The following is a 25,014-nucleotide window of genomic DNA, read 5'->3' as shown; positions in this document are numbered from 1 at the left end:
CCCATTGCCGAGTGCAGATTTGAAACGCAGGCGCCCGTCATGATGATGACGGGCGCCTAAGACCTCCACTACTTTGTTGCTATTTTATTTGCAGGCCATTCGGCGGTCCCGTTCGCGCAGCACTCTGCACCTACCGGCAGCCGCAGAGTTCTTCCTCCGGGAGAAGAGGTCGCGGTAGCTTTTCCCAGTTACGGAAAACTTGCCCCGTCTTTGGATTGACGTGCTTGGTCATGTCAAGAATGTGCGGGGCCGGTATGCCGGCATGTGCAGCCGAACTGGGATCCAGGTCCGCGCGTTGAGCGATCGCCCCATCCTTGTCATACCTTGCATATGCGGTAATCGTCCCATCTTCCTTCTGGCGGTAAAGGATTTCACCAGGGTCGGCAGTCTTGGGAAACCGTCCGCTCACTTGCCGGGCGCCCACGAGGCTCACTCCGCCGGAATTGCAATTGTGTACCAGGACCGGCGTGGCCCCCGCCACCACATAGTACGTGTGGGTGTCGGCGATGGTGAGATTGTGCACCGTCGCCAACTGTGCCCAGCGCCGGACCTCGGTGATCCGGACCACTGCCTGCGTGGACGAGCTGAGCTGTTCGCCGACGGTCAGGTTGGTGGCGTCTACCCACGCGCCGAGTTGCGGGACCCAGAACGGGTGTCCGTCCGTCGCGGTGACCGAAGTGGTCAGCTTCTTGCCGTCGACTTCGATGGAAAGCGTGATCCTGACCAGGTTCTTCAGGCCCTCGCCGGTGATCTCGGCAGTGACCGTCTTGACGCTGGTGCGGCCGGTTTTCGGATCCGTCGCGAGGACCTTGTCCCCGGTCTTCACTTCCTCAATGGGTTTGGTGGTGCCATCCGCCATGAGGACTTCGGTGCCCGGGACGAAGCTGTTGCAGGGTTTCGCATCGCTTCCGGCCGCGCCGCCCACATATGCCAGCACTACGGTCGCGACGACGTCACGGATGACGTTGCCACGCGCCACGGCCGCGGCCTTCTCATTGCATTCTTCGACGTTGTAGACGCAGTACGTCGCCGCGATCTCCTTGGCCTTCTCGACATCCCTGCCGCCGTGCAATACGTATTGGAAGGCCTGAGCGCATCCCTCGCGCCCGTAGCAAGCGACGCCTTCCTGGCCCTTTTGGGACGACTCGTAAACCGGGTTGTACCAGAAGTCGTCCGTAAACTCCCCGTTCATCCTGGGGTGCCAGTACTGGTCCGCAATTACATCGATGTCGTTCGTGACGGGGGTGTGCGCCGCTACCCAGTTCTTCGTCGCGGCCTGGGAGCGCTTGTAGATGTTGCCGCGGTGGTAATCGGACGTGCCGGTCTTCGCGTCGTAGCCGACTTCCTGCTGCTGGTGCTTGCTGCAGTACTTGACGTCGTACTGGCAGGAGTTGGGCTTGGAGCCGATCTCCGTGCCCGCCGGGTCGGAGTAGGTCAGCGGGTTGTTGTTGGCGTAGGAGTAGCCGTTCATCTGCTGCGGGTCGCCGGCGGTGAAGACCGGGTCGACCGACAGGAAGCGGCCCGTCGCCGGATCGTACTCACGGGCGCCGAGGTGCGTGAGACCCGTGGCGGTGTCGATCGTGCCGCCGACGAAGCCCTTCGTACCGGTCCACGTGCCCGACCCCGTGTCGCGTGGCCCACCGAACGGCAGGGTGCGGCGCTGGGTCAGCGCCTGGGTGGTGGCGTTGACGGACAGCTGGGCGGTGCCGTGGTGGTCGGCCAGGGTGAAGGAGATGGTCCCGTCGTTGGCCTGGACGGCTTGGTGGCCGCCGCCGACGTCGAAGTAGCGGGTGCCCTTGGCCGTCGTGGCGCCCTTCGCCAGAGTGATCTCGGTGGCACCGAGGTAGAGCGTGGTCTCCGTCGGGGTGCGGCCGATCAGGCGGTTGCCGCCGGCGTCGTAGAGGTAGTCGGTGACCTTGTCGCTGCCGCCCTCCACCGGCTGGGTGACCTTGGCCAGGTGGCCCTCGGCGTCCCAGTCCAGGGTCTGCGAGGTGCCGTTGCCCAGCAGACGGGTATGGGTGTTGCCCGCGACGTCATAGGTGAAGCTGTCGGTGGACTTCACCGTGCCGACGGTGGTGTCCACTGTGCCCAGCGCGTGCGGACGGACCGCACTCGCCCCTGGATTCGGGTAGTGGTAGGCGCGCTGGGTGTCCGATGCCCCGCTCGTGACGCCGTGCTTGGTCTCGGTGGAACGGTTGCCGACCTTGTCGTAGGTATAGGAGGTCCAGTACGCAGCCGGGCCGCCCAGCACACCGGTGGTCGGTGCGGTGGCACAGCTGGTGGTCGACTGGGCCCAGGCCTCCGACACCCGGCCGAGGTAGTCGTAGCCGAAGCACTGGTTGTCGGTGCCGGAGCGTGAGGTGTCCGCGACGGACAGGACATTGCCCGCCTCGTCGTAGGAGTAGGTGTTGGACTGGTCTACGCCCGTGATGTCCTGACGGTCCACCCGCGAGGTGGACAGTCGCTGGGTGCCCCACTGGTAGGTGTTGGTCTCGTACGTCGTCTTACCGCCGTTCGCGGCCAGCGAGTACTGCAGCGGCTTGCCGGTGAGGCTGTAGCTGGTGCTCGCGGTCAGGTTCTGCGGGCCGCTGACCCCGAGGGGTCGCAGCGTGCCGTCCTCGTAGGTGTAGGCGACGGTGTTGGCGGCGAGGTCACCGGCCTTGGGGTAGCCGACGCCCTGCACGGTGCCGGAGTCGTTGTAGGTGGTCGCTGACAGGTAAGTGCCCTGCAGCGCGCCCTCGGAGGAGGGGATGGTCACCGACGTGCGCAGCGGCCGGTAGAGCCGGTCGTAGGCGACGACGCTCGACTTGTACTCCTGAGTGCCGACGTACCGCGAGCTGGAGGTGAGCTGCCCCTTGGCGCCGCTGATCGTGTCGTAGACCCACTTGGCCCGCAGCGTGCCCGTCGACGAGGTGTCACGCAGCTCGGTCTGGCGGCCCAGACCGTCGTAGACGGCGGCGAGGACAGTGCCGCGGGCGTCCTTGGTGCTGATCGCCTGGGAACGGTCGTCGTACTCACTGTGATTGGCGCCCTTGTCGGGGTCCTTGGTGTCGGTGAGCCGCCCCATCAGGTCGTACGTCCACGTCCAGGCGTTGCCCGCCGGGTCGGTGACCCCGGTCGGCTCACCGCGCGGCGAGTAGCCGTAGGACGTGGTGTCATATGCGGCGCCGGCGTCACGGGAGTGCAGCAGACGCAGTTCGGTGGTGAGGCCGCGGGCGTCGGTGAGGGTGGTCTGCGCGGTGCCGCCCTCCGGCGGGATGACCGTGGTGCGGTCGCCGCCGTAGATCGTCTTCGTGACGTTGAGGACCGCTCCGCCGTCGCCGTTGCCGGCGATCTGCTTCAGCTCGGTCACCCGGCCGAGGCCGTCGTAGGTGTAACGGTTCTGGGTCTCGACACTCAACGCGTCCGCGGGCTTGAAGAGGGTCGTGGAGGGCGCGGTGGTGTCGGTGTAGTAGGTGGCGAACTCCTTGGCCGTCAGGCCGCGTTCGTCGTAGAAGGTGTCCGCCAGCAGGGTTTTGCCGTTCGGGCCGGGGGCCTGCGTCTGACGGGGGCGCAGGAAGCCGTCGTAGAAGGCGTACGAGGTGTCCTGCGCACCCGAGTTGCCGATCGTCTTCGTGCCGACCACGACCGGCTTGCCGTCGGTGATGGTGTACGTGAACTCGTAGGTCGGGGTCTGACCCGTGAGCCGGTCGGCCAGCCACACCTTGGTGCTGCGGCCCAGCGCGTCGTACGCGTAGGTGATGACCTTGCCGTTGGTGTCGGTCTCCGTGAGCGGCTGCCCGCGCAGCGTCTCGTAGGCGGTGGTCGACGTCTGGGCGGTCGCACTGTCACCGGGCGTGGCAGGCGGGGTGGTCACGGAACTGCTCGTCGGGAAGCCGCTGGTGGGGTTGTAGGCGGTGGTGGTGGTCCGTCCGTCGGTGCGGGCAGCCCTGGTGAGCGCGCCCGCGGAGGTGACGGTGACATTGGCGGTCAGGTCGGTGGTGGTGAGCGCCCGGCCGTAGCCGTCATAGGTGGAGGTGGACTCCAGGTAGAGCGCGCTGGTGCCGCTGTAGGTTTTGAGTTTGGCGGTCCTGGTGGCGTCGCCCTTGGTGGCCGCGGCGCCGTAGGCCCCGCCGTCGTAGGCCGTGCGGACGTCGGACATGACGTCGGCCGGGCGGCTGGTGGTGGCGGCGTCGCACGCCTTGGCGACCGTCTCGACCCGCGCGGGGGCCTCCACCGGAATGCTGCCGGAGACATAGGTGGTGCGGGTGCACTGGTCGTCGTCCGAGGTCGCCATGTCGCCCAGGTCCTCGGTCTGGGTGACCAGACCGCTGGTGGGGTCGTGGGTGTCGGACGTCGCGGTCGTGCGCCACTTGGCGCCGGCGCCGTCGTCCAGCGAGGTCCACGCCCTGCCGGAGGCGTTGCCCGTGAGGTTGGCGGTGACGGTGCCCCAGGTGCGGGCCTTCTTCGCGGTCTCCTTGTACCAGGGGCGGTTCACCGACTTGGCGAGCACCTTCCCACCGGGACCGGAGTAGGTGACGGTCTTGTACGCGAATCCGGCCTGCGACTCGTGGTCGGTGATCGGGTCGCCCTCACCCGAGTCGAGGGTGACCGACACGCTCTTGGAGCCGCCGGCCGTCGTCTTGCGGTCGCCGTCCATGCCCCGCAGGAAGTACGAGTCCGTCTGCGACTTCATCGCCGAGGCGCCGCCCTGGCCACCGGTGCGCACCCGTACATGGCCGTAACCGCGCCACTGCGACCAGGTCTTGGACTTCTCCTTGGTCATCCCGTCGTCATCGTCGTAGTGCCAGGCCGCGCCGTCCAGGTAGTCGTACATGGTGACCTGGTCCGGCGCACCGCCGGTACGGTCGGTCGAGGTGACCGTGTTCACGACGTACTTGTTGAACCACTGGCGGTCCGGGTCGTCGGTCGCGCTGCCGCCGATGTACTGGGGGAAGCAGCGGGTGGTGTTGGTCTCCGGGGTGGGCAGGGCTGCGGCGTCACAGACCGGGGCGGAGTAGCCGACGTCGATCTGGCCGCCCGATTCGTCGGCGACGGTGGACAGCCGGGACTTGATGTACGGGGCGTAGCCGTCGCCGATCTTGTCGAGACGGTTGGCGAGCTGGGTGTAGGCGAGGGTGACCTTCGGCAGGGTGATCGAGGCCGTACCGTCGTAGCCGGTGCGCTGGATGGAGTCGAGCAACAGCTGGTAGTCGGTGTCGGCCATGCCCCACCGGTGGGTGAGCTTCCAGCCGTCGACGTTGCTGTAGGCGCCGGACACCAGCACCTGGGTGGTGACGCCGGTCAGCCGCTTGCGGGTGAAGAACGCCGGGGAGGACCGGCCGTTGTCGCAGTCGGTGCCCGCCTCGCAGTTCAGGTCCCACGGGGTGTCGTACCAGTACTGGGAGCCTGTGGAGATGGACGAGCACGTGGTCGAGCTGTCGGGGATGCACCGCTCGCTGTTGGTGAAGTTGACCTTGGCGAGCGCCTTCGTCGAGTAGACGGCCGTGGACTTCAGGCCGTACTCGATACGGTCCAGCGTCCCGCCGCGTACGTACGGGGTGTCGTCGGCGGCCTTGAGGTTGCGGCCGTAGGAGTTGGTCTCCTTGTCGTAGTAGTACGCGACGGCGTTGCCGTGCGGATCCACGACGTAGTCCAGGTTCCAGCGCCAGCCCTGCTGGCACCAGGAGGCCGCGAACGTGGAGGCGTGGCACTGTTCATCGGCGTTGTTGCCGAAGACCGGCACGGTCCAGGCCGAGTCGGTGGTCTCCTTGCCGCTCGCCCAGCCCGGCAGCCGGTTGTAGCCGAAGTAGTACTGGGTGCCGTCGGGGGTCGTCACCCGCCAGTACTCGTCGTTACGGGCGCCGTTGGACCGCACGTCGGACGTGGAGCCGTAGATCCGGTCGATCTTCGTGCCGTCGTCGTTCTGGAGCTTGAAGGAATTGGTGCCGTTGGGCACCAACTCCCCGCCCGAGCCGTTCAGCGACAAGGTGGCGTTGTCGTATGTCCAGCACAGATCACCGGGCTTGTTCCCGTCCGCGTTGGTCGCCCCGTCGTCCGTGCAGCTCTTGTAGCTGCGCTCGATGAAGCCTGGCGCCAGGTCGAAACCGTCACCCACCCATGACGCCTGGTTGTTGGTGTTCCCCGTCCGGCCGTCGACACCGCCGGAGGAGTACGACAGCCCGACCTGCGGAGTCAGCCCGCCGGGCACCTTCGGCACCGCCATGTCGTACGACCACGCGAAGGAGCCGCTGCTCTGATCCGTGGACCATGTTGACGAGGCTGCCAGCGAAGTGGCCTTGTAGTCGCCCGTGTCGCTGCTCGCCGAGGCGGTCGCCGCGAGCACGGTCGCCGTCCTCGCGCTGAGCGCGACCGACTTCGTGGTCAGCGTCTGCTTCTCGGTGTCGTTGACGGTCGCCACGGGCTGGGTGGTACGGCACTGCTTCTTCTGCGGTGTCGTCAGCGCGCATGCCGGCAGTCGGACCAGGGACAGCCGGGATGCGTATCCGCCGCCGTAGAGGCCCGCGAACGAGGAGTAGTCCAGTCCGGCGCGCACTTCGCCGCCGCGCCGCGCGGTGCCCTGACGGGGCGTCAGCGTGAAGACGGGCCCGTCGACCCCGGTCTTCCGCGCGGCTTCCCGGGACAGCGTACTGACGGTGTAAGTGCCGGTGGCCGCGTCCGCGGACCGCTTGACCTGCGTGTCCAGGGTGAGCGGCAGCCCCTTGACCCGGGTCGCCTCCTGCCGCAAGGTCACCGTCGCGGCAGTCGCCTTCGGCCAGCTGGTGGCCGGTGCCTTGGCGGGCGTACGGGGTCCCCTCATCACCTTGCGGGACACCGCCTTGCCCGCAGGGCCACCGTCGACCGGCGACTCGGCCCGCGGCAGCGCGGGCTTGCGCCAGCCCTGCGCGACGGCGGGCACACCCGACGCCTGGAGCAGGGTCGCGGTCAGGACGGCGGCCGTGGCCATCGCCACCCGGCGCCATGGCCTGCCTGTTCTTGCTCGTGGTCTGGTCATGGGTTTGTCTTCCTCCCGTTGGGGGCTCCGCGGGCAGTGGGGTACCGCGCACGGCGGAGCGAAGCAGGTGGCCGGGGAACGGGCCGACCGCGGGTGGCGGCCGGCCCGTTCCCGGTGGCTGGGCAGATTCAGTCGCCGCTGGGGACGGTGGTCTCCACGCCCGGCATGCCGACGGCGAGGTGATCGATCTGGGTCTCGGTCAGCGCGCCCTGGAAAACCCAGACGTCGGACAGAGAACCGGGGAAGTACTGGCCGGACGTGGTACCGGTCGTGTCCCGGCCGAGCTGCAGGGTCTTCGCCGCCTTGTACGTCAGTACGTCGTCGGCCCACGAGACGGTGTCGGTGCAGCTCGTGTCGTCCTGCACCCCGTCGTCGTCGGCGTCGGCGCACGCGGTCTCCTGGAGCTCGCCATTGACGTAGAGACGGATCTCCTTCGAGAAGCCGTCGTAGACGAGTGCCACGTTGTTCCAGTCGGTGGGGCTGTAGAACATGCCGTTGCCGATGTCGGAGACAGGGGCGGAGTCGCTGTCGGAGTCGGGCGTGACGATCCGCCAGCGGCCCGGATCGGTGGCCGGGGTGGCGCTGGGTTCGTAGCGCACCGCGAACGCGCTCTTCTTGGCCCCGGGCGCGCTCATGATGGTGACCGGGCTCGTCGGGACGGCGGCGGTCTGGACGAAGGCGCTGACGGTGAAGCTGGCGCTGGTGTCGACCGGCACCACGGACGCCGCGACGTAATCGTTCGTGCCGTCGAGGGCGACGGCACCGTCGACCCAGCCCGAGCCGATCTGCGCACCGTTGTAGAGGGTCATGGCGTTGCCGGCCGACGACGCGTCGGGCGAGGTCAACGGGGTGCCGGTGGCCGTCTCGAACTTCCAGCGGCCCTTGACCAGTGCGCGCTGCTTGAACAGTTGCTGCACCTCACCGGCGGACACCGGCCGGTCGAACAGTCGTACGTCGTCGATCTGGCCGGGGAAGAACGAGGTGGCCTTGCCCTCGAACGCACTGGCGCCGATCTGCACCGCGCCCCCCGCGTACCAGGTCGAGGGCAGGGCGGTGGTGCCGGCCAGGGTGCCGTTGACGTACAGCGACAGCTTGTCGGCGACGGTGTCCTGCACACCGACCAGATGCGTCCACTCACCTCCATAGGCGGCGGTGCCCTCGGGCTGCAGGGCCCGCACCACCGTGGAGTCGGCGGTGTCCGCGCTGTGCTGGTTGAACACCCAGCGGTCCAGGGAGCTGGAGTAGTACAGCTCCGGCCCCGTCACCACACTGCCGATCTGCGAGGCGACGGTCGCCGCGTGGGTCGGCTTCGTCTTCGACAGCTTCACCCAGGCCGAGACGGCGAAGCTGTACGAGGTGTTGACGTGCGGAGTGCCGGTGGTGGCGTAGTCGTCGGTCCCGTCCAGGGTCAGCGCGTTGCCGTCCACGCCAGCCGCGCCCGTCACGGCGCCGCCCTTGAGGACCGCGGGGCTCACGTCGGCCCGCGCGCTCAGTTCGGTCGCGTCGGCGGGGTCGTCCAGGTGGAAGACCATCCGGGCCGGACGGCCACCGCTCGTGTTCGAGGTGTAGAGGCTCGACACCTCAGCCGCCGTCAGGGGCTTCTCGAAGGTCTTCACCTCGTCGATGGCCCCGGGGAAGAACGACGCGGGCGTGCCGCCCGGGGTGCTGGCGCCGATGAGCATGCCGCGCCGACCGTTCCACGGCGTGGTGTACGCCGTAGTTCCGACCAGTGTCCCGTTGACGTACAGCTTCAGCAGCTTCTCGCCCGAGGAGTAGACGCCGACCAGATGAGTCCACTCGTTGACCTTGACCCCGCCCGCGGCGGTCGCCATGGCTCGCACCGGAGTCCCGGAAGCGGTGTCGGAGCTGTACTGGTTGAACACCCAACGGTCATAGCCCTTGGAGTAGTACAGCTCGAAGCCCGGCTGCTTGTTGCCTCGCTGCGAAGCCACGACCGCCGCCTCCGACGGCATCGCCGACAGCTTCACCCACGCCGACACCGAGAAGCTGACGTCGGTGTTGACGGTCGCGAGGTCGGTGTCGGCGTAGTCGTCGACGCCGTCGAACTGCACCGCCTTACCGAATTTGCCCGGCACGTTCGGCGTCGGACCGCCGTGCGTGACCGCGGGCTCCTCGGGCGCGCTGCCCACCGCCTGCGTCGCTCCGGCCGCCTCGTCCATCGACCAGTCAGCGCGTTCCAACTGCCCCGACTTCACACGGAACTGGTAGGTGCGGATCTCGGAGCCGTTACCGGCCGCGTCGAAAGACCGCGCCGTGAAGGTGTTGAGACCCGGCTTGAGCGGCAGCACGGGCACGGTCTTGGCCGCTCCGGCCGAGGTGGTGACCGCATTGGCGGAGACCGGGTCGCCGTTGACGCCGTACCAGTACTTCGTCACGTCGGAGACGGCACCGGTGATCACGAAGTAGCCGTACTGGCCCACTCCGTCGTACCAGGGGTCGTCGGGGTCCTCGGGGTTCGAGGCCGGGTAGAGGACGGAGGAGACGGTCGGGGCCTTCGGCACGCTGGTGTCGTACACGAAGTAGCAGCCGGTTGGGTCGCCTGTGGACGACCACGGCGACCACTGCCCGCCGTCGTAGGAACGGACGATCCAGTTCACCGTCTTGTTGGCGGGAATGGACGACGGCAGGGTGATCGCGAAGTCCGAGCCGGACTTCTTGGCCGTTGTCCGGCCGGACTTCCAGCGGGTGACCACGCCCTTGCCGTCACCGGTGTCCCAACCCGCCCAGAACTCGACGGAGACGGCGTCGCCGTCGGGGTCGGTGACGTTGTTGGCGTAGATCTTGCCCAGAGTGCGCACCCGCGCGGCACTGGCGGGCTTCTTGCACGAGCCGCCGTACTCCATGGTCAGCTGCTCCATCTTGACCTGCGGCGGCGGGCGGTTGTACTGCACGCGCAGAAAGGCATCGTCCGAGAAACGCTTCCAGGCATATCCGTCGGTCTCGCTCGCGGCCTTCATACCGAAGGTCATCGTCGACCACTTCTTGGCCGCCGCCTCCTGCACCGCGGACTTCACGTCGAACTCCGCGTCCTTCGCCGCGCAGCCGGTGAACCCGTAGGCGAAGGACGCCGTCCTGAGGTGATCGATCCAGAAGCCGGCCGCGTTCTGCGAGTTCCAGGTCGTCGAGGAGGAGATGTCCTTGGTGCGCCAGAGCTCGACACTGCGGTCCGAGCAGGACGCCGACCACGTGTTGCGGACCACGAACTCGGCCTGCAGCACGCTCCGGCCGGCGAACTTCGAGGTCGGGATGCGGTAGAAGAGCCGCTTGGTGTCGTTCGGCGCGCAGTACGACCAGTTGCAGTACCCGAGGCCCGCGTCCGATTCGCCGTTGAACTTGTACTGCGGCGACGACGCCCAGTACTTGGAGGCCATCGTCCAGGCCGTTGCTTTCGGGGAGTACCACTGGGGGTCGATGAACACGGGGTACACCGTGTCCTTGCCCTTCAGCACGCCGCTGTCCGGCGTCAGCACCAGCGCGTCCTGCCCGGCGGGCACGTCCACACCGACCGGCGCGACGTTCGCGGACTCCGCGGCGACGGCCTCGGATCCGCCGGGCGCGCCCTGAGCCGCGGCGGATGCGGAGGCGGGGGCGGAGGCTTCGGTGGCGGCGGCTGCCGAGCGCTTCGCGGTGCCTCGTGACGCCGGCGGGGCGAGCGGGGTGGCGGACTGCGTCGCGGTGCCCGGCGCCTGGGTGCTGGAGTCCCACATCACGGGGCGCGGGGCCTCGAAGACGGCGCTTTTGGCACCCTGGTCGATCGCGGCCAGGCCTCCGTCGGCGGTCTCCTTGACCTGCATGCCGTCGGCGTCCAGCTTCAGGCGCAGGGTGGCCAGTTCCGGGCTCGCCGCGGCCTCCGCCGATTTGACGACCAAGAGCTGGGTGAAGCCGTCCTGCTGAGCCGTCATCCGAAGATCGACGCCGGGCAGGACGTCCGGGTAGGTGACGGTGTTCCCGTTCATCTCCGGGGCGGGCAGCTCCGTCGGCCAGGACAGAGCCAGCTCACGGCCGTTCTTCGTCATCCGCACCAGCGGGGCGAACCCGCCGCCCGAGAACGACAGGCCTACGGTCGTGACCTTGGGCGCCACCGTTCCGTTCGCGCCGCGGATCAACGTGGTGTCGATGTCCCGCCACGCGCCGTCCACCCGGGTCCGCACCGGACGCAGATGCTCCCGCGCCTCCAGGTGCCCCTCCGGGGTGGCGTACACCTCGCTGCTCTCACCCCGAAGCGAGGTGATCTCCACGAGCTTGCCCGTCTGAGCGGCTTTGGCCAGTGCCGTGGCGTCCTCACCCGTCCCGGCGTCACCGGCGGCCCCGGTTGCTGCGCCGGCCCCATCTGTCCCATCGGCCTCGGCGGTTGTGGAGGCCGAGGCATCGGCTCGCTCGCCAGCCACCGCCAAGGCATTGTTGGTTGCGCTCGCCGCCAGCACTATGGCTGCGGAAAGCACGACGCCGGCTGTGCGCAGCCGACGTCTCCCCCCGTGCGTATTCATATGAACTGCTCCCCCGCCAAGCCCCGTTGCGCTGCGCCTGGATGCGTTCGATCGAACGGTCAGATCGCAAGATACGAGCATGTCCAGACCGTTAACCAGGGCTTCACAAGTGAACAAAATCCACGAGATCCACGAATCAGACCAAGTCGCGTCGTGAAATACTTCACATTTACTCCATCAATTCGCCACAGTTCAGCATTGATGTCTCAATTTGGTCCGCCAACTCACCTATAGGAGTGCCGACTTGATGACAAATAAGCCGGGCCGGCCAAGTGGCGACGGTTGGAGATCTCCGGAAGTGCGCGGCGCATACCTGGATGTTGGGCTGACCGCTGACTCAATGTGCGGCGCCTCGGAGACAGAGACCGGTTTTCTACGTCGCGAGGAAGGGCGTACGTCCCCGCCGAGCAGATACACGGGGCTCGGCCCAGAGTGTCGACGAGCTGCAAACCGATTGTGGACGGCCCTCGACAGACTGAGGCCGGCCGAGGTCGAGCGGACTTCCACCTCGGTGAGATCCCCAATCTGCGAGGAGTGATCCAGCATGAGAAAGCGTGTGATGACCGTCGTCGCCGCGGCCGCCCTGGCCGCGGGCGCCCTGGCGAGTACGGCTCCCTACGCCTCCGCCTCGGCCGCCGGCACGGCACCAGTGGCCGCCGCTCAGGCCTCGCACCCCGGCCCGTCCGTCAACCGCAACGTCAGTCGAGTGCCGGCGGCGCGGTCGGCGGCGAACGTGATCTACAGCCCCGGCTGCTCGGGCACCACCCTGCCCATCGTCTGCACGATCACCGAACCGGTGGTGACCCAGCGCGAGACGACGTACAACTTCTCGTTCCTCCCGGGCGACCATGTCACGGTGAGCGGGGGAGGCTGTGTGCAGACCGGAGGGCACGGACGCACCTGGAAGCGGTACGTCGACCCGGCCTCGGACAACGACCTGTACCACGGCCTGATCACCATCCCGGGAGCGACAGGCGAGCTGGAACGGCTGTTGAACGTGGTCGGGCGGCAGTACGTGGTGGGCGGCCGGGGCGGAAGCCTCAAACTCGGCTACGAGGACGACGGTTACTCCGACAACAGCTACTCCGCGCACGACAACGGCACCGGGAACCAGTGCCTGAACTCCGTGAACGCCTTCGTGCGGATCGTCGTCTCCTGATCGTCGGTCGGGGCGCGGGCCAGCTCCCGCGCCCCCCATGGCCGTCACCTCGCGCAACCGCCCGGGACGGCCCACGCACGCGAGGGCGCCGTCAGCAGTCGACCGACAGGCCGTCCAGGGCCGACCGCGGTGACGGCGCGCGCCAGTCGTGGTTCAGGGCGGCGTCATGCTGAAGGATCCGACGATGAACCCCGGCGAGGGCCGGCGAGGGCTCGACCCCGTGTTCGTCCATCAGCAGGGCGCGGGCAGCGCGGAACGCGGCCAGGGCATCAGCCTGCCGCCCCAGGCGGTAGAACGCGATCATCAACTGTCCCCACAGCAACTCCCGTGTGGGATGGGCCCGCACCAGCCCTTCCAGCTCTACGGCCGCCTGGGCGTCCAGTCCCAGTACGAGTGCGGCCTCGATCCGCGTCTCCGTCGCCGACAGCCGGAGCTGCTCCAACTGCGTCGACCTCGCGGCGATCGCGGGCAGATGGCGGAACTCGGCGAAGGCATCGCCACGCCACAGCCCGAGCGCGGTGGACAGCAGCTCGAACGCCTGCCAGGGCTGTGTGCCCAACATCTGCCGGCCCGATGCCACCAGCCGCTCGAACCGCACAGCGTCGACCGCCGCCGGATCCATCCGCAGCTGGTAGCCCGGTGGACGGGTGACCAGCACCGTCGCCGCGTCGGCACCGCCGGTGTGGCGCAGTGCCGCGCGCAGCCTCGAGACATACGTACGCACTGTCCGGTGCGCGCCTTTCGGAGGGCGCGCCCCCCACAACTCGTCCACCAGCGCCCACACGCCCACCGTCCGGCCGGGGACAGCCGCGAGCTGGGCCAGGACGCCCTGCGGCTGGGGACCGCCGAGAGCCACGGGCCGACCGTGCACGGCGGCCTCCAACGGTCCCAGTACGCGCAGTTCCAGCCGCGGAGTCTCCATCGTCTTCACACCCCTGCTCTCAAACGCTTGTACGGGCGTAGCACCGTTCGCCAGAACCGTCAGAACGGTCAGGTGGTGGTCCGTAAGCGTGGCGCGGCCGAACGCACGTGTCATGTCCCGTTCCGCTCAGCGGTCCATGACCGTGGCGACAGTGAGCGCTCGACGGCACCCGGGGTTACGCGGTCGCCCCCGGCCAGATCGCCGACGCGTCGTCGCGGGGTGGGACCGGCAGGCGCACCGGGCGCACCGGCACAGGGCGGACACGCTCGCCCACGGTCGCCGTCCAGGACACGGGCCGGCCCGAGTAGCACAGCGTGGTCAGGATGAAGACGCCGTCCGCGTACACCTCGACGTACTCGCCGACGGTCAGGATGCGCAGCCGCCGGACAGGCTCGGTGAGCGCCGCCTCCTGGAGGGGGGTTCCGCCGGTGCCGGTCACCCGTACGTGTGTGGCGTCGCAGTGGACCACGAGCGCCGGGCTGCCGTTGTCCGTACGCAGGACCACCTCGGTCGAGCCGGTGATGTCGATGTCCCCGACCGCGTGCGGGACCGGGCGGTCCGTCGGCTCCTCCAGCCAGGCGTCCAGACCGTGCCACCACTCCAGTCGGGCCGTGCCGGATGCGACCGTCAGCACCTTGGGCTGGGCCAGCATGCCCCGGCAGAGTTCGCCGGAGTCCCGCAGACCGACCCGGCGGGGCGTGGTGTGCAGCACCACCCGGGCGCCGTCGGGTGCCGCGATCACCCGTGGTGCGTAGGCGCCCGGCGGGCCCGCCGGGCCCAGATGCGTCCACGGCCCCCGCAGCCGGGGCGCCGACCAGGCGTCGAAACGGTTGGCGTAGCCCACGCACCCGAGCAGCAGCCAGCCGTCCTCCGTCCGCTCCAGGACCGGGCACTCCAACTGGTCGATGTCGCCGGGCGAGATCAGCGGCGGACGCACCTGCCAGTGCGTCAGGTCGGGCGACGTGGCGAAGCCGACACAGCCGCTGACCTCCACGGGCAGGGACACGTCACTGGCGCACACGGCCATGACCCAGCCGGTCCCCTCGTCGTCGGGAACGACGAACGGATCGCGCCAGCCCATGGACTCGCCGGTCCGGTACCAGCGGGGGTCGGCGCGTACCACCGGACCGATGCCCCGGCGCCGCCAGCCGGTCCCGTCCCGGCGGTCGGAAACCGCCAACCCCACCGCCTGCACCGGCCAGCCCCCGGCCGTCAGCTCCTGGACCCCCGTGTAGAACATCGCCAGCCCCTCCCCGTACGGGACCGGATGCATCGTCCACACAGCCTGCTGGTCGAACCGGCCGGGCAGTCCGACGCCGAACGCGGTGCCCTCGGGCTCCCAGGCCACCAGATCGGTGGAGACGGCTCTGCCGTACGAGGTCTCCATGTGCAGGTGGTCGAAGCGGTCGGTCCAGGGGCCCTGCAAGTGGAGCAACGTGTAGACCCCGTCGTACGAGAGCAGGGCGAAGTCGTTCACACAGAGGCCGGGCGGGGCGTAGCGCATGAACGGCTCCTGTCCTCGTCATGCCGACCAGTGCGGTCGATCGATCGTGCTGCCGATCGACCGTCCTGCCGACGCGCGTGTCTCCCGCTGATGCCGGAGACTCACTCACAAATAGCATGACATTTGCTGACAAATATCTGTCTACTGGCAGTTGGCGGGAGGCTCGTCGTGAGCGGTGTGATCGGTGTGATCGGTGTGATCGGACGACGTCGGCATCGGGTCACAAGGCTGTGTGCGGCACTGGTTCTGCCGGTCGCGGCTCTCACCGCGTGCGGCGGGGACGGAGGCGGCTCGTCACAGGGCGAAGGCGGCAGCGGCAAGGGCGACATCACCATCTGGGCGCATCAGGGCCAGGCGAGTGAGGACAAGGTCCTCCAGAACACCGTCGCGTCGTTCAACAAGGCGCAGAGCGACGTCAAGGCGACCCTGAAGCTCATCCCGGCCAACGACTACACCAAGACCATCACGGCCACCCAGGCGTCGGAACTGCCGGACGTCCTGGAGTTCGACGGTCCGACCATGGCGAACTTCGTCTACAGCCAGAAACTCACCCCCATCTCCTCGTACGTCTCCTCCAAGACCGTCGACAACGCCACCGACGCGATCAAGAACCAGGGCACGGCGAACGGGAAGCTCTACGGGCTCGGCATGTACGACTCGGCCCTCGGGCTGTACGGCAACAAGAACCTGCTGGACTCGGCCGGTGTGGACTACCCGAAGAGCCTGTCCGAGGCCTGGACCGCCGACGAGTTCGACAACGCCCTGAAGAAACTCGCCGCCAAGGACTCCGACGGCAAGGTCCTGGACATCCAGGAAGCCGACGGCCTCGGCACCGAATGGGGGACGTACGGCTTCTCCCCCATCCTCTGGTCGGCCGGCGGCAAACTCATCCAGGACAACAAGGCGACCGGTGTGCTGGACACCCCCGACGCCGTCGCGGCGTTCAAGAAGTTCCAGTCCTGGAAGCCGTACATCGACCCGAACACCGACGGCAACGCGATGACGAGCAGGCGGGTCGCGCTCAGCTGGGTCGGCCACTGGCTCTACCCCGCGTACAGCAAGGCGCTCGGCTCCGACCTCGTCATCATGCCGCTGCCTGACTTCGGTCTCGGGCCCAAGACCGGACAGGGGTCGTGGGCCTGGGGTATGGGCGCGCAGACCAAGAACGGCAAGGCGGCCGGCACGTTCCTGGACTACCTGCTGCGCGACCAGCGGGTGAAGGCCATGACCGACGCGAACGGCGCGCCGCCCGGAACCAAGTCCGTGCTCGCCACGAGCCCGCTCTACAAGACCGGCGGCCCGCTCCACCTGTTCGCCGAACAGCTCGACAAGTCCTGCGGCGACTCGGACATCACCAAGTCCTGTGTGGCCGTCACCCGGCCGGTCACCGCCGGGTACCCGGTGATCACCAGCGAGTTCGGCTCCGCGGTGAACTCCATCTACGGAGGCGCGGACCCCAAGTCCGCGCTGTCCAGGGCGGCCCGCGCCATCGACCGGGACTACGCCGACAACGACGACTACAAGCTGAACTGAGCGGGTGGGGGCGGGCTGTGACGGCGCACCGAGGCACCACCCGGCCCGGCACCACTCGGCCCGGCGGCGGCCGGAACCGTCCGCGCGGCGGCGCCGACCGGGTGGCCGGCCTCGTGATGTCGGCGCCCGCGCTGATCGGTCTGATCGCCTTCGTCGGGGTGCCCTTCGGCTACGCGGTGGTGCTGTCCTTCTACAACGTGCGGCTCGGCTCCCCACGGCCCCCGGAGTTCTTCGGGCTGGAGCAGTACCGGCGGCTGTTCACCGACCCCGACCTGTCGGGCCGGTTCCTGCGGTCGTTGCGCAACAACCTGGCGTTCGCCGCCGCCGCCGTCCCGTTGCAGACCGGCATCGCCCTCGTACTGGCCGTGCTGCTCAACCGCCGGCTGAAGGGCATCGGCGTCTTCCGGTCCTTGTTCTTCCTGCCGGTCGTCTTCCCCATGGCGCTGGTCGCCGTCATCTGGCGGCTGATCCTCTCCCGCGCCGACCAGGGCATGCTCAACACGGTCCTGTCGTACGTCACCTTCGGCCACTGGACCGCTTACGACTGGCTGGGCTCACCGACCACCGCGATGGCGTCCGTCGTGGTGCTGTCGGTGTGGCAGGGCGTGGGTTTCCAGATGGTCATCCTGCTGGCGGGGCTGCAACAGATCCCGGAGGAGCTGTACGAGGCGGCGCGGATCGACCGGGCCGGCCGCCGGCAGCAGTTCCTCCATGTGACGCTGCCGGGGATCCGCGACACCCTGGTCTTCGTCGCGCTGCTGACGTCGGTACTCGCCTTCCGTGTCTTCGACCAGATCTACATCCTGATCAAGGGCGGCGGAGGCCTCGACGAGAACGCCACCCGTACCGTCATGTACGAAGCCGTCACGGTCGCCTTCGACGAGGGAAACATCGGGATGGCCTCCGCGATCACGGTGGTCTTCTTCGTCATCGTCGTCGCCCTGACGCTCCTGCAACGCCGTTTCGTACGCGCCGACAGCGAGGCCCCGTGAGCCCCCGGCGCCGGGACGGGAGCCGGTACGGGCGCCCGTACGGCAGACCGCGCCGCACCGGCGAGTATCTCACCCTGGGCGTACTCGCCCTCCTCCACGTCCTGCCGGTGCTGTACCTGGTCATCGGCAGTTTCAAGCCCGAGGACGAGGTGCTGAACGGGCTGTCGGGCTTCGTACCCACCCACTTGACGCTGCGCAACTACGAAGGGGTGTTCGAGAGTCTGTCCTCCCCGAGCACCGGCTACTTCTGGCAGTTCATGGCCGTCTCGCTCACCGTGGCGGCCACGGTGGTCGTGGGCGGGCTGCTGGTCAACTCGATGGCGGGGTACGCGCTGTCCCGGCTGCGCTGGCGAGGACGCGACGGCGCGTTCCTCCTCGTACTGCTGCTGATGCTGGTGCCGTTCGAGTCGGTGGCGGTGCCGCTGTTCTACCTGTTCAACGGCGAGCGGAACACTCTGCACATCCTTGCCCTGCCGTTCATCGCCAACGCCTTCTCGATCTACCAGTTCCGCACGTTCTTCGGCGGGATCCCCCGCAGCGTCGAGGAAGCGGCCCGGATCGACGGCGCGGGAGCGTGGCGCACCCTCTTCTCGATCGTCATCCCCATGTCCAGGCCCGTCTTCGCCTCCGTGGCGGTCCTGACCTTCCTGATCCAGTGGGGTTCCTTCCTCTGGCCGGTGCTCATGATCTCCGACCCCTCCGTCCGGCCGCTGCCGCTGGAGATGAGCGTCTTCCAGAGCCAGGAGCCCCCGGACTGGGGCCAGATCCTGGCCTTCGGAGTCCTGCTGGTCGCCCCGGTGCTGGTGATGTTCACGGTCTTCCAGCGCTGGTTCGTGCAGGGCGTGGCGAGTTCCGTCGTACGGGGGTGAGCGGGCGTACGGGGGTGAGCGGGCGTACGGGGGTGAGCGGGTGTACGGGGGTGTACGGGGTTCAGCGGGCGTACGGGGTTCAGTAGGCGTACTGGGGTCAGCGGGGCCCCGGCGATCAGGTCCCGGGGAGGGAATGCTCGGCCCAGATGATCTTGCCGGTCGGTGTCTGGCGGGTCCCCCAGCGATCGGTGAGCTGGGCGACGAGGAGCAGGCCGCGGCCCCCCTCGTCGAAGATCCGGGCCCGGCGTGGGTGCGGTGCGCCGCTGCTGCCGTCGGCGACTTCGCAGATCAGTGACCGGTTCAGGATCAGCCGTAGCCCGATGGGGGCCTCGGCGTGCCGGATGGCATTGGTCACCAGCTCGCTGACCACCAGTTCCGTGACGAACGTGAGGTCCTCCAGCCCCCAGACGGCCAGCTGGTCGGACACGCGCTTGCGGGCGATGGCGACGACGGAGGGGTCCTGGTCCAGGTCCCAGGTGGCGACCCGGTCGTCACCGAGAGAGTGCGTACGCGCGATGAGCAGGGCGACATCGTCGGTGGGGACGGCGGGGAGCAGTCGCTCGAGAACCGTGTCGCAGTGACGCTCCAACGACTGCGTGTGGTGATCGGACAGGACACGGCACAGCTCGTCGAGGTTGCCGGCCCGGGCGTCGATCAGGCCGTCGGTGTAGAAGGCGAGCAGGCTGCCTTCGGGCACCTCCAGCTCGGTCGCCTCGAAGGGCAGGCCACCGACACCGAGCGTGGGGCCCGCCGGGAAGTCGAGCAGTTCGACGGTGCCGTCGCTCCGGACGAGCACGGGCACCGGACCGCCGGCGCGGGCCACGGTGCAGTGGCGGGAGACCGGGTCGTACACCGCGTACAGGCACGTGGCGGCCATCTCCCCGACGGCTTCCGCGAGGTCCGTGGACTCGACGGCCCCGACGATCTCGTGGAGAGCGGCCCGCTCCTCGGGGCCCCACTCGTCGAGGCCGGCCCACTCGTCACCGTCGTCGGCCGCCCCAGCGGGCGTGGCCGTCTCCTCGCGGGCGTCGCCCTTGGTGCTGACGCGCTCGGCGGCCAGGCGGACGACCAGGTCGTCCAGGTGGGTGAGGAGCTCGTCGGGGGCCAGATCGACGTCGGCGAGGGTCCGCACCGCGATACGCAGCCGTCCCATGGCCGCCGACGCGTGGATACCGTGGCCGACGACATCGCCGACCACCAGCGCGACCCGGGCGCCGGACAGCGGGATCACGTCGAACCAGTCGCCGCCCAGGCCCGCCTGGGACCGGCCGGGCAGATAGCGGGTGGCGACCTCCACGGCCTCCAGTCGCGGCAGCTGCCCCGGGAGCAGGCTGTGTTGCAGGGTGAGGACGGTGGAGCGCTCCCGGGTGTAGCGGCGGGCGTTGTCGACGCAGACCGCCGCCCTGGCCACCATCTCACCGGCCAGCACCAGGTCGTCCGGTGTGAAGGGCTCGGGGCGCCCGCGCACGAAGACCGCTACGCCTAGCGTGGTGCCCCGGGCCCGCACCGGTATCGCCATCACCGCGCGGACGCCGTAGTCGCGTACCCGGGCCGCCCTGGTCGGGTGCCCCCGGACCCACCGGTCGAAGTCGTCGTCGCCCCGCACAGCCAGGACGGGGCGGCCCGAGGCCAGGCAGCGAGCGGGCGGCGAGTAGCCCGGGTAGGTGTCCACCGCTCCCAGCGCGACCGCGGCCTCGGGCGCGCCGGGGGTCGTGGACCGGTGCGCGACCCGGCGCAGGGCGACGGTCCCCTCGACCGGGCCGGAAGGCGGCTCGCCGCCGTGCAACACGGAGTCGAGCAGATCGACGCTGACGAAGTCGGCGACCCGGGGAACGGCCACGTCGGCCAGTTCGTCCGCCGTACGCGTCACGTCCAGGGTGGTTCCGATCCGGGCGCTCGCGTCGTTGAGCACGGCCAGGCGCCGCCGCGCCACGTACTGCTCGGTGATGTCGCATCCGGCGGTGAACACTCCGTGCACCCTGCCGGTCCGATCCGCCACGGGCGACATGGTGAAGGCCCACCAGGTCGGTTCCGGGGAGTCGGGCGTCGGAGCGGAGACCTCGTAACGGATCCCCTGACCCGTACGGGCCACTCGACGCATCGTCTCGGTCACATGTTCGGAGAAGATCGGGGCGGAGGGGACGCCCTGCGCCAGGGCCTCCCGGTACAGGTCCTCGATGACCTGCCCGACCACCGCGTCTTCCTCGTTTTCCTCACCTTCCCTGTCTTCTTCCCCGTGTTCCCCGTTGTCCTCCGCGAGGCCGAGCAGGCCGCGTGTCGCGGCGTTCATCCGCAGGATCCGTCCGTCGACGTCGTAGATCGCCAAGGTGAGCGGGGACAGCGCGAAGGCCCACTCCACGAGGCGCGGATCGCCGTACGCGCTCAGCCGGGGGTCGCCGTACGCGCCCTCTGTGCGCGCCGAGGGCGAGTGGACCAGGAACCACTGGGACCGCCCGTCGGCGTCCAGCGCCGGCCAGGCCCGCAGGTCCGCCTCCAGACGGTGGCCGTCCTGGTGGCGCAGCGCGACCGTGCCGCTCCAGCTGCGGGACGCGGCCGCCTGCCGCAGGGCGGCCACCGGCGGGTCCCCGGCCAGCAGCCGGGACGCCGGCCGGCCGATCACGTCGGAGGGCGCGTAACCGAGCAGCTGCCGGGCGCCGGGGCTCCATGCCGTGAGGAGGCCGTTCGCGTCGACGGCGGCCACGGCGGCCGTCAGGTCGGCGAGACCCTCGCCCCCGCCCTGGGGAGCGTCATGGGTCGGATGCATGGTCACTCACCTCGCCGCCGGGTATGTGCGACGGTGCTCGACGGTGTTCCGCACGCGGAACCGATTCGTCCCGGCGCCCGCCCTTCCGGCCCGGGTCGCCGCGGGGAAGCACACATCTTCGGATGACGCCGGTCGTGTCGCCCCGCTTCCCGGCGGGCGGCGGCCGACGGCGCGGCCCAGGACTCACCCTTCGCTCACTTTCCCCTGGACCGCCTCCTCGACCGGGTTCCCCTGGACCGCCTCCTCGACCGCGTCGCGCGCCGAGTCGTTCGGGACGGCGACGGTCAGAGCGGCCCCGAGCGCCGGCGCCCAGACGCCGAGCGAGGCGGGCAGGAGGTCCGGCTGCAGAGTGGAGGCCGGACGTTCGGCGAGCCTGGCCCTGATCACGTCCGACATCCAGGGCAGCGCGGCGGACGCGATGTCGCCGCCCACCACCGCCGCCTGGGTGGGAAAGGCGGCGGCCAGGCTGTTCAGCACGATGCCCACAGCACGTCCGCTCTCCGTGAGCACGTCCACGGCGGTACGGTCGCCGTCCTCGGCGGCCTCGGTCACCGCGGCCACCCCGGACGGACTCCAGCTGGAGCGGGCCCGGAACCGGCGGACGATGGCCTGGCCGCTGGCGAAGGTCTCCAGGCATCCCCGGCCACCGCAGCCCGGACAGTGGGCGCCGTCGGGCTCCACGGTGATGTGGCCGAACTCGCCGACGCGGTCGTCCGCACTCGCCAGGATCCGCCCCTGGAACGCGTAGGCACCGCCCACGCCGCCCCTGTGCAGCATGATGAAAATGACGTTCTCCAGACCCTTCGCCGCGCCCAGCACGAGCTCGCCGTGCCCGAACGCGCGCGCGTCGTTGAGAATCTCCGTCGGGCATCCGACCCGGTACGCCAGCTCGTCCCGCAGCGGGTATCCGGCCCAGGGACCGACAAGGTTCATACTGCCCGCTCCGACGAGCCCGCTCTCGCGGTTCAGATCCCCGGGGACCGCCACTCCGAGCCGGTCCGCACGGTGTTCCCGGGCCGTCCGGGCCACGGCGTCGATGGCGTGCAGCAGCCCCGCCCGAGGGGTTCCGGCGCTGCCCTTCGCTTCGACCGAGTCCCCCACGATCAGCGCCCACCTCAACTCGTCGACACCCATCTCGACGCCGAGCAAGCGCTTCACGACGGGCTCCCCTCTCTGCCCCCACCGGCGCCTCACCGTCGGCGGACCGGCCTCGGACGGCAAGGCTGTGGCGGCCACCAGCCCCGGATCTTTTTATCATTACCCACCATATGGGTTAATAATCAGACACGCGCCCGAAATTCCGGGGAGGGAGGTGACGGGTGACCTTCCCATCGCATGCCTCCGACGTAGCGGAGGGCGACCCGGGCCACTCTCGCGGCGTGCCGGATCCCACGGCCTTCGCACCGGACACCGTGGTCGTCGTCCTGGACGCCACCGGCCGCATCAGACTGTGGAGCCGGTCGGCCCAGGACATGCTGGGCTGGACGGGCAAACATGTCCTGGGCCGCGGCTTCGGCCACCTCATGGACCCCAGGAGCGTTCACCCGAAAGCCCGCTCCGCCATCCTCACCGGGCTGCTGAGCCGCGAGTGCTGGAACGGCCTCCTGCCCCTGCGGCACCGGGACGGCCGGCCCGTCCGGGTCCAGGTGCGCTCGTCCCGCCTCCTCGACGAGGACGGCAGAGCGTTCGTCCACGCGTCACTCACCGAGACGAGTCGGCCGGGCCGGAAGGCGGCCGACTCGGCCGCGCTGGAGTCGTTCCTGGAATCGTCCCCGCTGGGCGTCGCGATCTTCGACAACGAGCTGAGGTGCGTCAGGGCCAACAAGGCACTGGCCCGGCTCGACCACCGCCCACTCGCGGACCACCTGGGCCACAGCGTGGACGAGGTGATCGACGAGCCCGCCGGCCATCTGCTCCTCGACCTGCAACGCCAGGTGCTCAGAACCGGCCGCTCCCTGACCGACGTGACCTTGCCGGGACCGGGCGGGGAGGGGTTCTGCTCCGTGTCCTGCAACCGCCTGGAGGATACGGAACACCGGGTGATCGGCGTCGCCTGCACCCTCACGGACGTCACGGAACGCCACCGGACCGCCGGCGAGAACGAACTCGTCCGCCAGCGTCTCTCGCTGCTCAACGAGGTCGGATCACGCGTCGCCGACCTGCTCGACATCCCCATGATCGCCGAGCGCCTGGCCGGCACACTCGCCCCCGGGTTCAGCGACTACGCGGGGGTCGTCCTGCTCGAGTCAGTGGTCACCGACGGTGAACTTCCCCAGCATGCACCCACCCACCGCACCCCCCTCATCCAGTTGGGCGTCGCCTGGACGCAGCACAATCCCACGGTCGAGCGAATGCTGCGCCTGGGCCAGCCGATCAACGTCGCGGAGGACTCGGCCGCCGGCGAGGCGCTGAGCAGCGGCGTCCCCCAACTCCTCGACTCCCCCGAGCGGTTGCGGTCCGCCACCTACCCGGGCGACCCCAGGAGCCGGGCCGCGCGGGAGCTGGGCGTCCACTCGACGATGATGCTGCCGCTGCGCGCGGGAGGCGTGGTGCTCGGCCTGCTGGTGGTGCACCGGGCGAACGACAGCCCCCCGTTCGACCATGCCGACCTGGGCTTCGCCATGAAGCTGGCCGACCGCGCCAGCACGTCACTGGACAACGCCCGCCTCTACACACGCGAGCGCGCGGGCGCGCTCATGCTCCAGCGCGCGCTCATGCCCCAGCACATCCCCGAACCCCCCGGCGTACACATCGCCTTCCGGTACGTCCCCGGCAGCGCCGGCAACGAGGCCGGCGGCGACTGGTTCGACGTCACCCGGCTCGCCGGAGGCCGGGTGGCCCTGGTCATCGGCGACGTCACCGGCCACGGTCTGCGCGCCGCCGCCACCATGGGCCTGCTGCGCACCGCCGTACGCACCCTCTCCGTACTCGACCTCCCGCCCGCCCAACTCCTCCAGCACATCGACGACATCGCCACCGACCTGGCCCACGACCCGGACGAGGCACTCATGGCGACATGCGTCTACGCCGTGTACGACCCCTCCCTCAGGCGCTGCGTCATGGCGAGAGCCGGACATGTACCGCCCCTGATGATCCAGCCGGAGCCCACTGCCGAGGGCGGCCGCAGCGTCCAAGTCCTGGACATGCCGTCCGGGGCGCCGCTGGGCGTCGGCGGTGTGAAGTTCGAGGAAGTGGAGTTCGACGTACGCGACGGCTCGGTGCTCGCCCTCTACACCGACGGCCTCATCGAAACCCGCGGCCAGGACATCAGCGACGGCCTCAAACGCCTCTGCTCCCAACTGTCCCAACCCCACACCTCCCTGGAGGCGGCCTGCGACAGCGTCCTGGGCATCCTCGACCCAGGCATCGAGCAGGACGACGTGGCCCTGCTACTGGCCCAGTTCGTCGGCCTCCCGGAAAACAGGAGACCTTCTCCCTGAGCGCCGCAGGCGGGACGGGTACCCAGGACGCCACGGGTACGAGGTAACGGGCCATCGTGGAGGCGCTCGTCGACTGGAGACGGTGCCCTGCATACGGTTTCACCGGCTTGGTTATCGTGGCTGCTCATGCGTGGGGGCCGCCGCCATGCGGAGTACAAGGGGGCTGGGTGACCGAGGGACCGACAGGATGGCTCCGCGTGCCGGTCGGACGTGGATCGACCGGCTGGGCAACTCGCGGGCATTGCCGGAAGGTGCTGCTGATCGTCCACAACGTCACCTCGGCCACCCGCTTGCTGGATGTGCTGCCGTTGTTCCGTGATGACCTGCGG

Annotated in this window: 11 protein-coding genes; 5 read left to right on the top strand and 6 right to left on the bottom strand. The window is 69.3% G+C overall.

What is annotated here, in order from left to right; all coding sequences use genetic code 11:
- Positions 1–130 precede the first annotated feature (130 nt).
- On the bottom strand, positions 131–6,994 hold the full coding sequence (locus ADL01_RS39180) for a polymorphic toxin-type HINT domain-containing protein (RefSeq protein WP_159049754.1): 6,864 nt from the start codon (positions 6,992–6,994) through the stop codon (positions 131–133).
- Positions 6,995–7,122: 128 nt separating this feature from the next.
- Positions 7,123–11,502 (bottom strand): LamG-like jellyroll fold domain-containing protein, encoded by a 4,380-nt coding sequence (locus tag ADL01_RS39175; protein ID WP_078961038.1) that lies wholly within the window; start codon positions 11,500–11,502, stop codon positions 7,123–7,125.
- A gap of 544 nt (positions 11,503–12,046) precedes the next feature.
- On the opposite strand from ADL01_RS39175, the gene ADL01_RS45115 reads away from it, so the two are divergent.
- Positions 12,047–12,661 carry a hypothetical protein gene (locus tag ADL01_RS45115; protein WP_159049753.1) on the top strand — a complete coding sequence of 205 codons (615 nt, stop codon included), beginning with the start codon at positions 12,047–12,049 and terminating at the stop codon, positions 12,659–12,661.
- 91 nt (positions 12,662–12,752) lie between these two features.
- On the opposite strand, the gene ADL01_RS39165 is transcribed toward ADL01_RS45115, so the two are convergent.
- Positions 12,753–13,583, bottom strand: a complete 831-nt coding sequence (locus tag ADL01_RS39165) for an AfsR/SARP family transcriptional regulator (protein ID WP_159049752.1) — start codon at positions 13,581–13,583, stop codon at positions 12,753–12,755.
- Positions 13,584–13,758: 175 nt separating this feature from the next.
- Positions 13,759–15,087 (bottom strand): hypothetical protein, encoded by a 1,329-nt coding sequence (locus ADL01_RS39160; protein WP_053746853.1) that lies wholly within the window; start codon positions 15,085–15,087, stop codon positions 13,759–13,761.
- 168 nt (positions 15,088–15,255) lie between these two features.
- Between ADL01_RS39160 and ADL01_RS39155 the strand changes: the two genes are divergently transcribed.
- Genes ADL01_RS39155 through ADL01_RS39145 form a run of 3 tightly spaced genes read left to right on the top strand, consistent with a single transcriptional unit; the run spans position 15,256 to position 18,481 of the window.
- Positions 15,256–16,620, top strand: a complete 1,365-nt coding sequence (locus tag ADL01_RS39155) for a sugar ABC transporter substrate-binding protein (RefSeq protein WP_234354955.1) — start codon at positions 15,256–15,258, stop codon at positions 16,618–16,620.
- A 17-nt stretch (positions 16,621–16,637) separates the two neighbouring features.
- On the top strand, positions 16,638–17,612 hold the full coding sequence (locus tag ADL01_RS39150) for a carbohydrate ABC transporter permease (RefSeq protein WP_234354954.1): 975 nt from the start codon (positions 16,638–16,640) through the stop codon (positions 17,610–17,612).
- On the top strand, positions 17,609–18,481 hold the full coding sequence (locus ADL01_RS39145; RefSeq protein WP_053746852.1) for a carbohydrate ABC transporter permease: 873 nt from the start codon (positions 17,609–17,611) through the stop codon (positions 18,479–18,481). Before ADL01_RS39150 ends, ADL01_RS39145 begins: the two co-directional genes overlap by 4 nt.
- Before the next feature lie 115 nt (positions 18,482–18,596).
- On the opposite strand, the gene ADL01_RS39140 is transcribed toward ADL01_RS39145, so the two are convergent.
- The gene (locus ADL01_RS39140) at positions 18,597–21,245 is read right to left on the bottom strand and encodes an ATP-binding SpoIIE family protein phosphatase (protein WP_053746851.1); all 2,649 of its coding nucleotides are present in this window, start codon (positions 21,243–21,245) and stop codon (positions 18,597–18,599) included.
- A gap of 183 nt (positions 21,246–21,428) precedes the next feature.
- On the bottom strand, positions 21,429–22,403 hold the full coding sequence (locus tag ADL01_RS39135) for an ROK family protein (protein ID WP_053746850.1): 975 nt from the start codon (positions 22,401–22,403) through the stop codon (positions 21,429–21,431).
- Between the two features lie 221 nt (positions 22,404–22,624).
- Between ADL01_RS39135 and ADL01_RS39130 the strand changes: the two genes are divergently transcribed.
- A complete protein-coding gene (locus ADL01_RS39130; protein WP_159049751.1) occupies positions 22,625–24,685 on the top strand; it encodes a SpoIIE family protein phosphatase in 2,061 nt (686 codons plus the stop codon).
- Positions 24,686–25,014 lie beyond the last annotated feature (329 nt).

This window comes from Streptomyces sp. NRRL WC-3618 (assembly GCF_001280005.1).
In the GTDB taxonomy this organism is placed as follows: domain Bacteria; phylum Actinomycetota; class Actinomycetes; order Streptomycetales; family Streptomycetaceae; genus Streptomyces.
This window is presented reverse-complemented; position numbering and strand designations above follow the sequence as displayed.

Excerpts from the sequence above, each read along its gene's own strand:
- ADL01_RS39180 (WP_159049754.1), bottom strand. The coding sequence starts at position 6,994 with ATGACCAGACCACGAGCAAGAACAGGCAGGCCATGGCGCCGGGTGGCG.
- ADL01_RS39175 (WP_078961038.1), bottom strand. The coding sequence starts at position 11,502 with ATGAATACGCACGGGGGGAGACGTCGGCTGCGCACAGCCGGCGTCGTG.
- ADL01_RS39165 (WP_159049752.1), bottom strand. The coding sequence starts at position 13,583 with ATGGAGACTCCGCGGCTGGAACTGCGCGTACTGGGACCGTTGGAGGCC.
- ADL01_RS39140 (WP_053746851.1), bottom strand. The coding sequence starts at position 21,245 with ATGCATCCGACCCATGACGCTCCCCAGGGCGGGGGCGAGGGTCTCGCC.
- ADL01_RS39160 (WP_053746853.1), bottom strand. The coding sequence starts at position 15,087 with ATGCGCTACGCCCCGCCCGGCCTCTGTGTGAACGACTTCGCCCTGCTC.
- ADL01_RS45115 (WP_159049753.1), top strand. The coding sequence starts at position 12,047 with ATGAGAAAGCGTGTGATGACCGTCGTCGCCGCGGCCGCCCTGGCCGCG.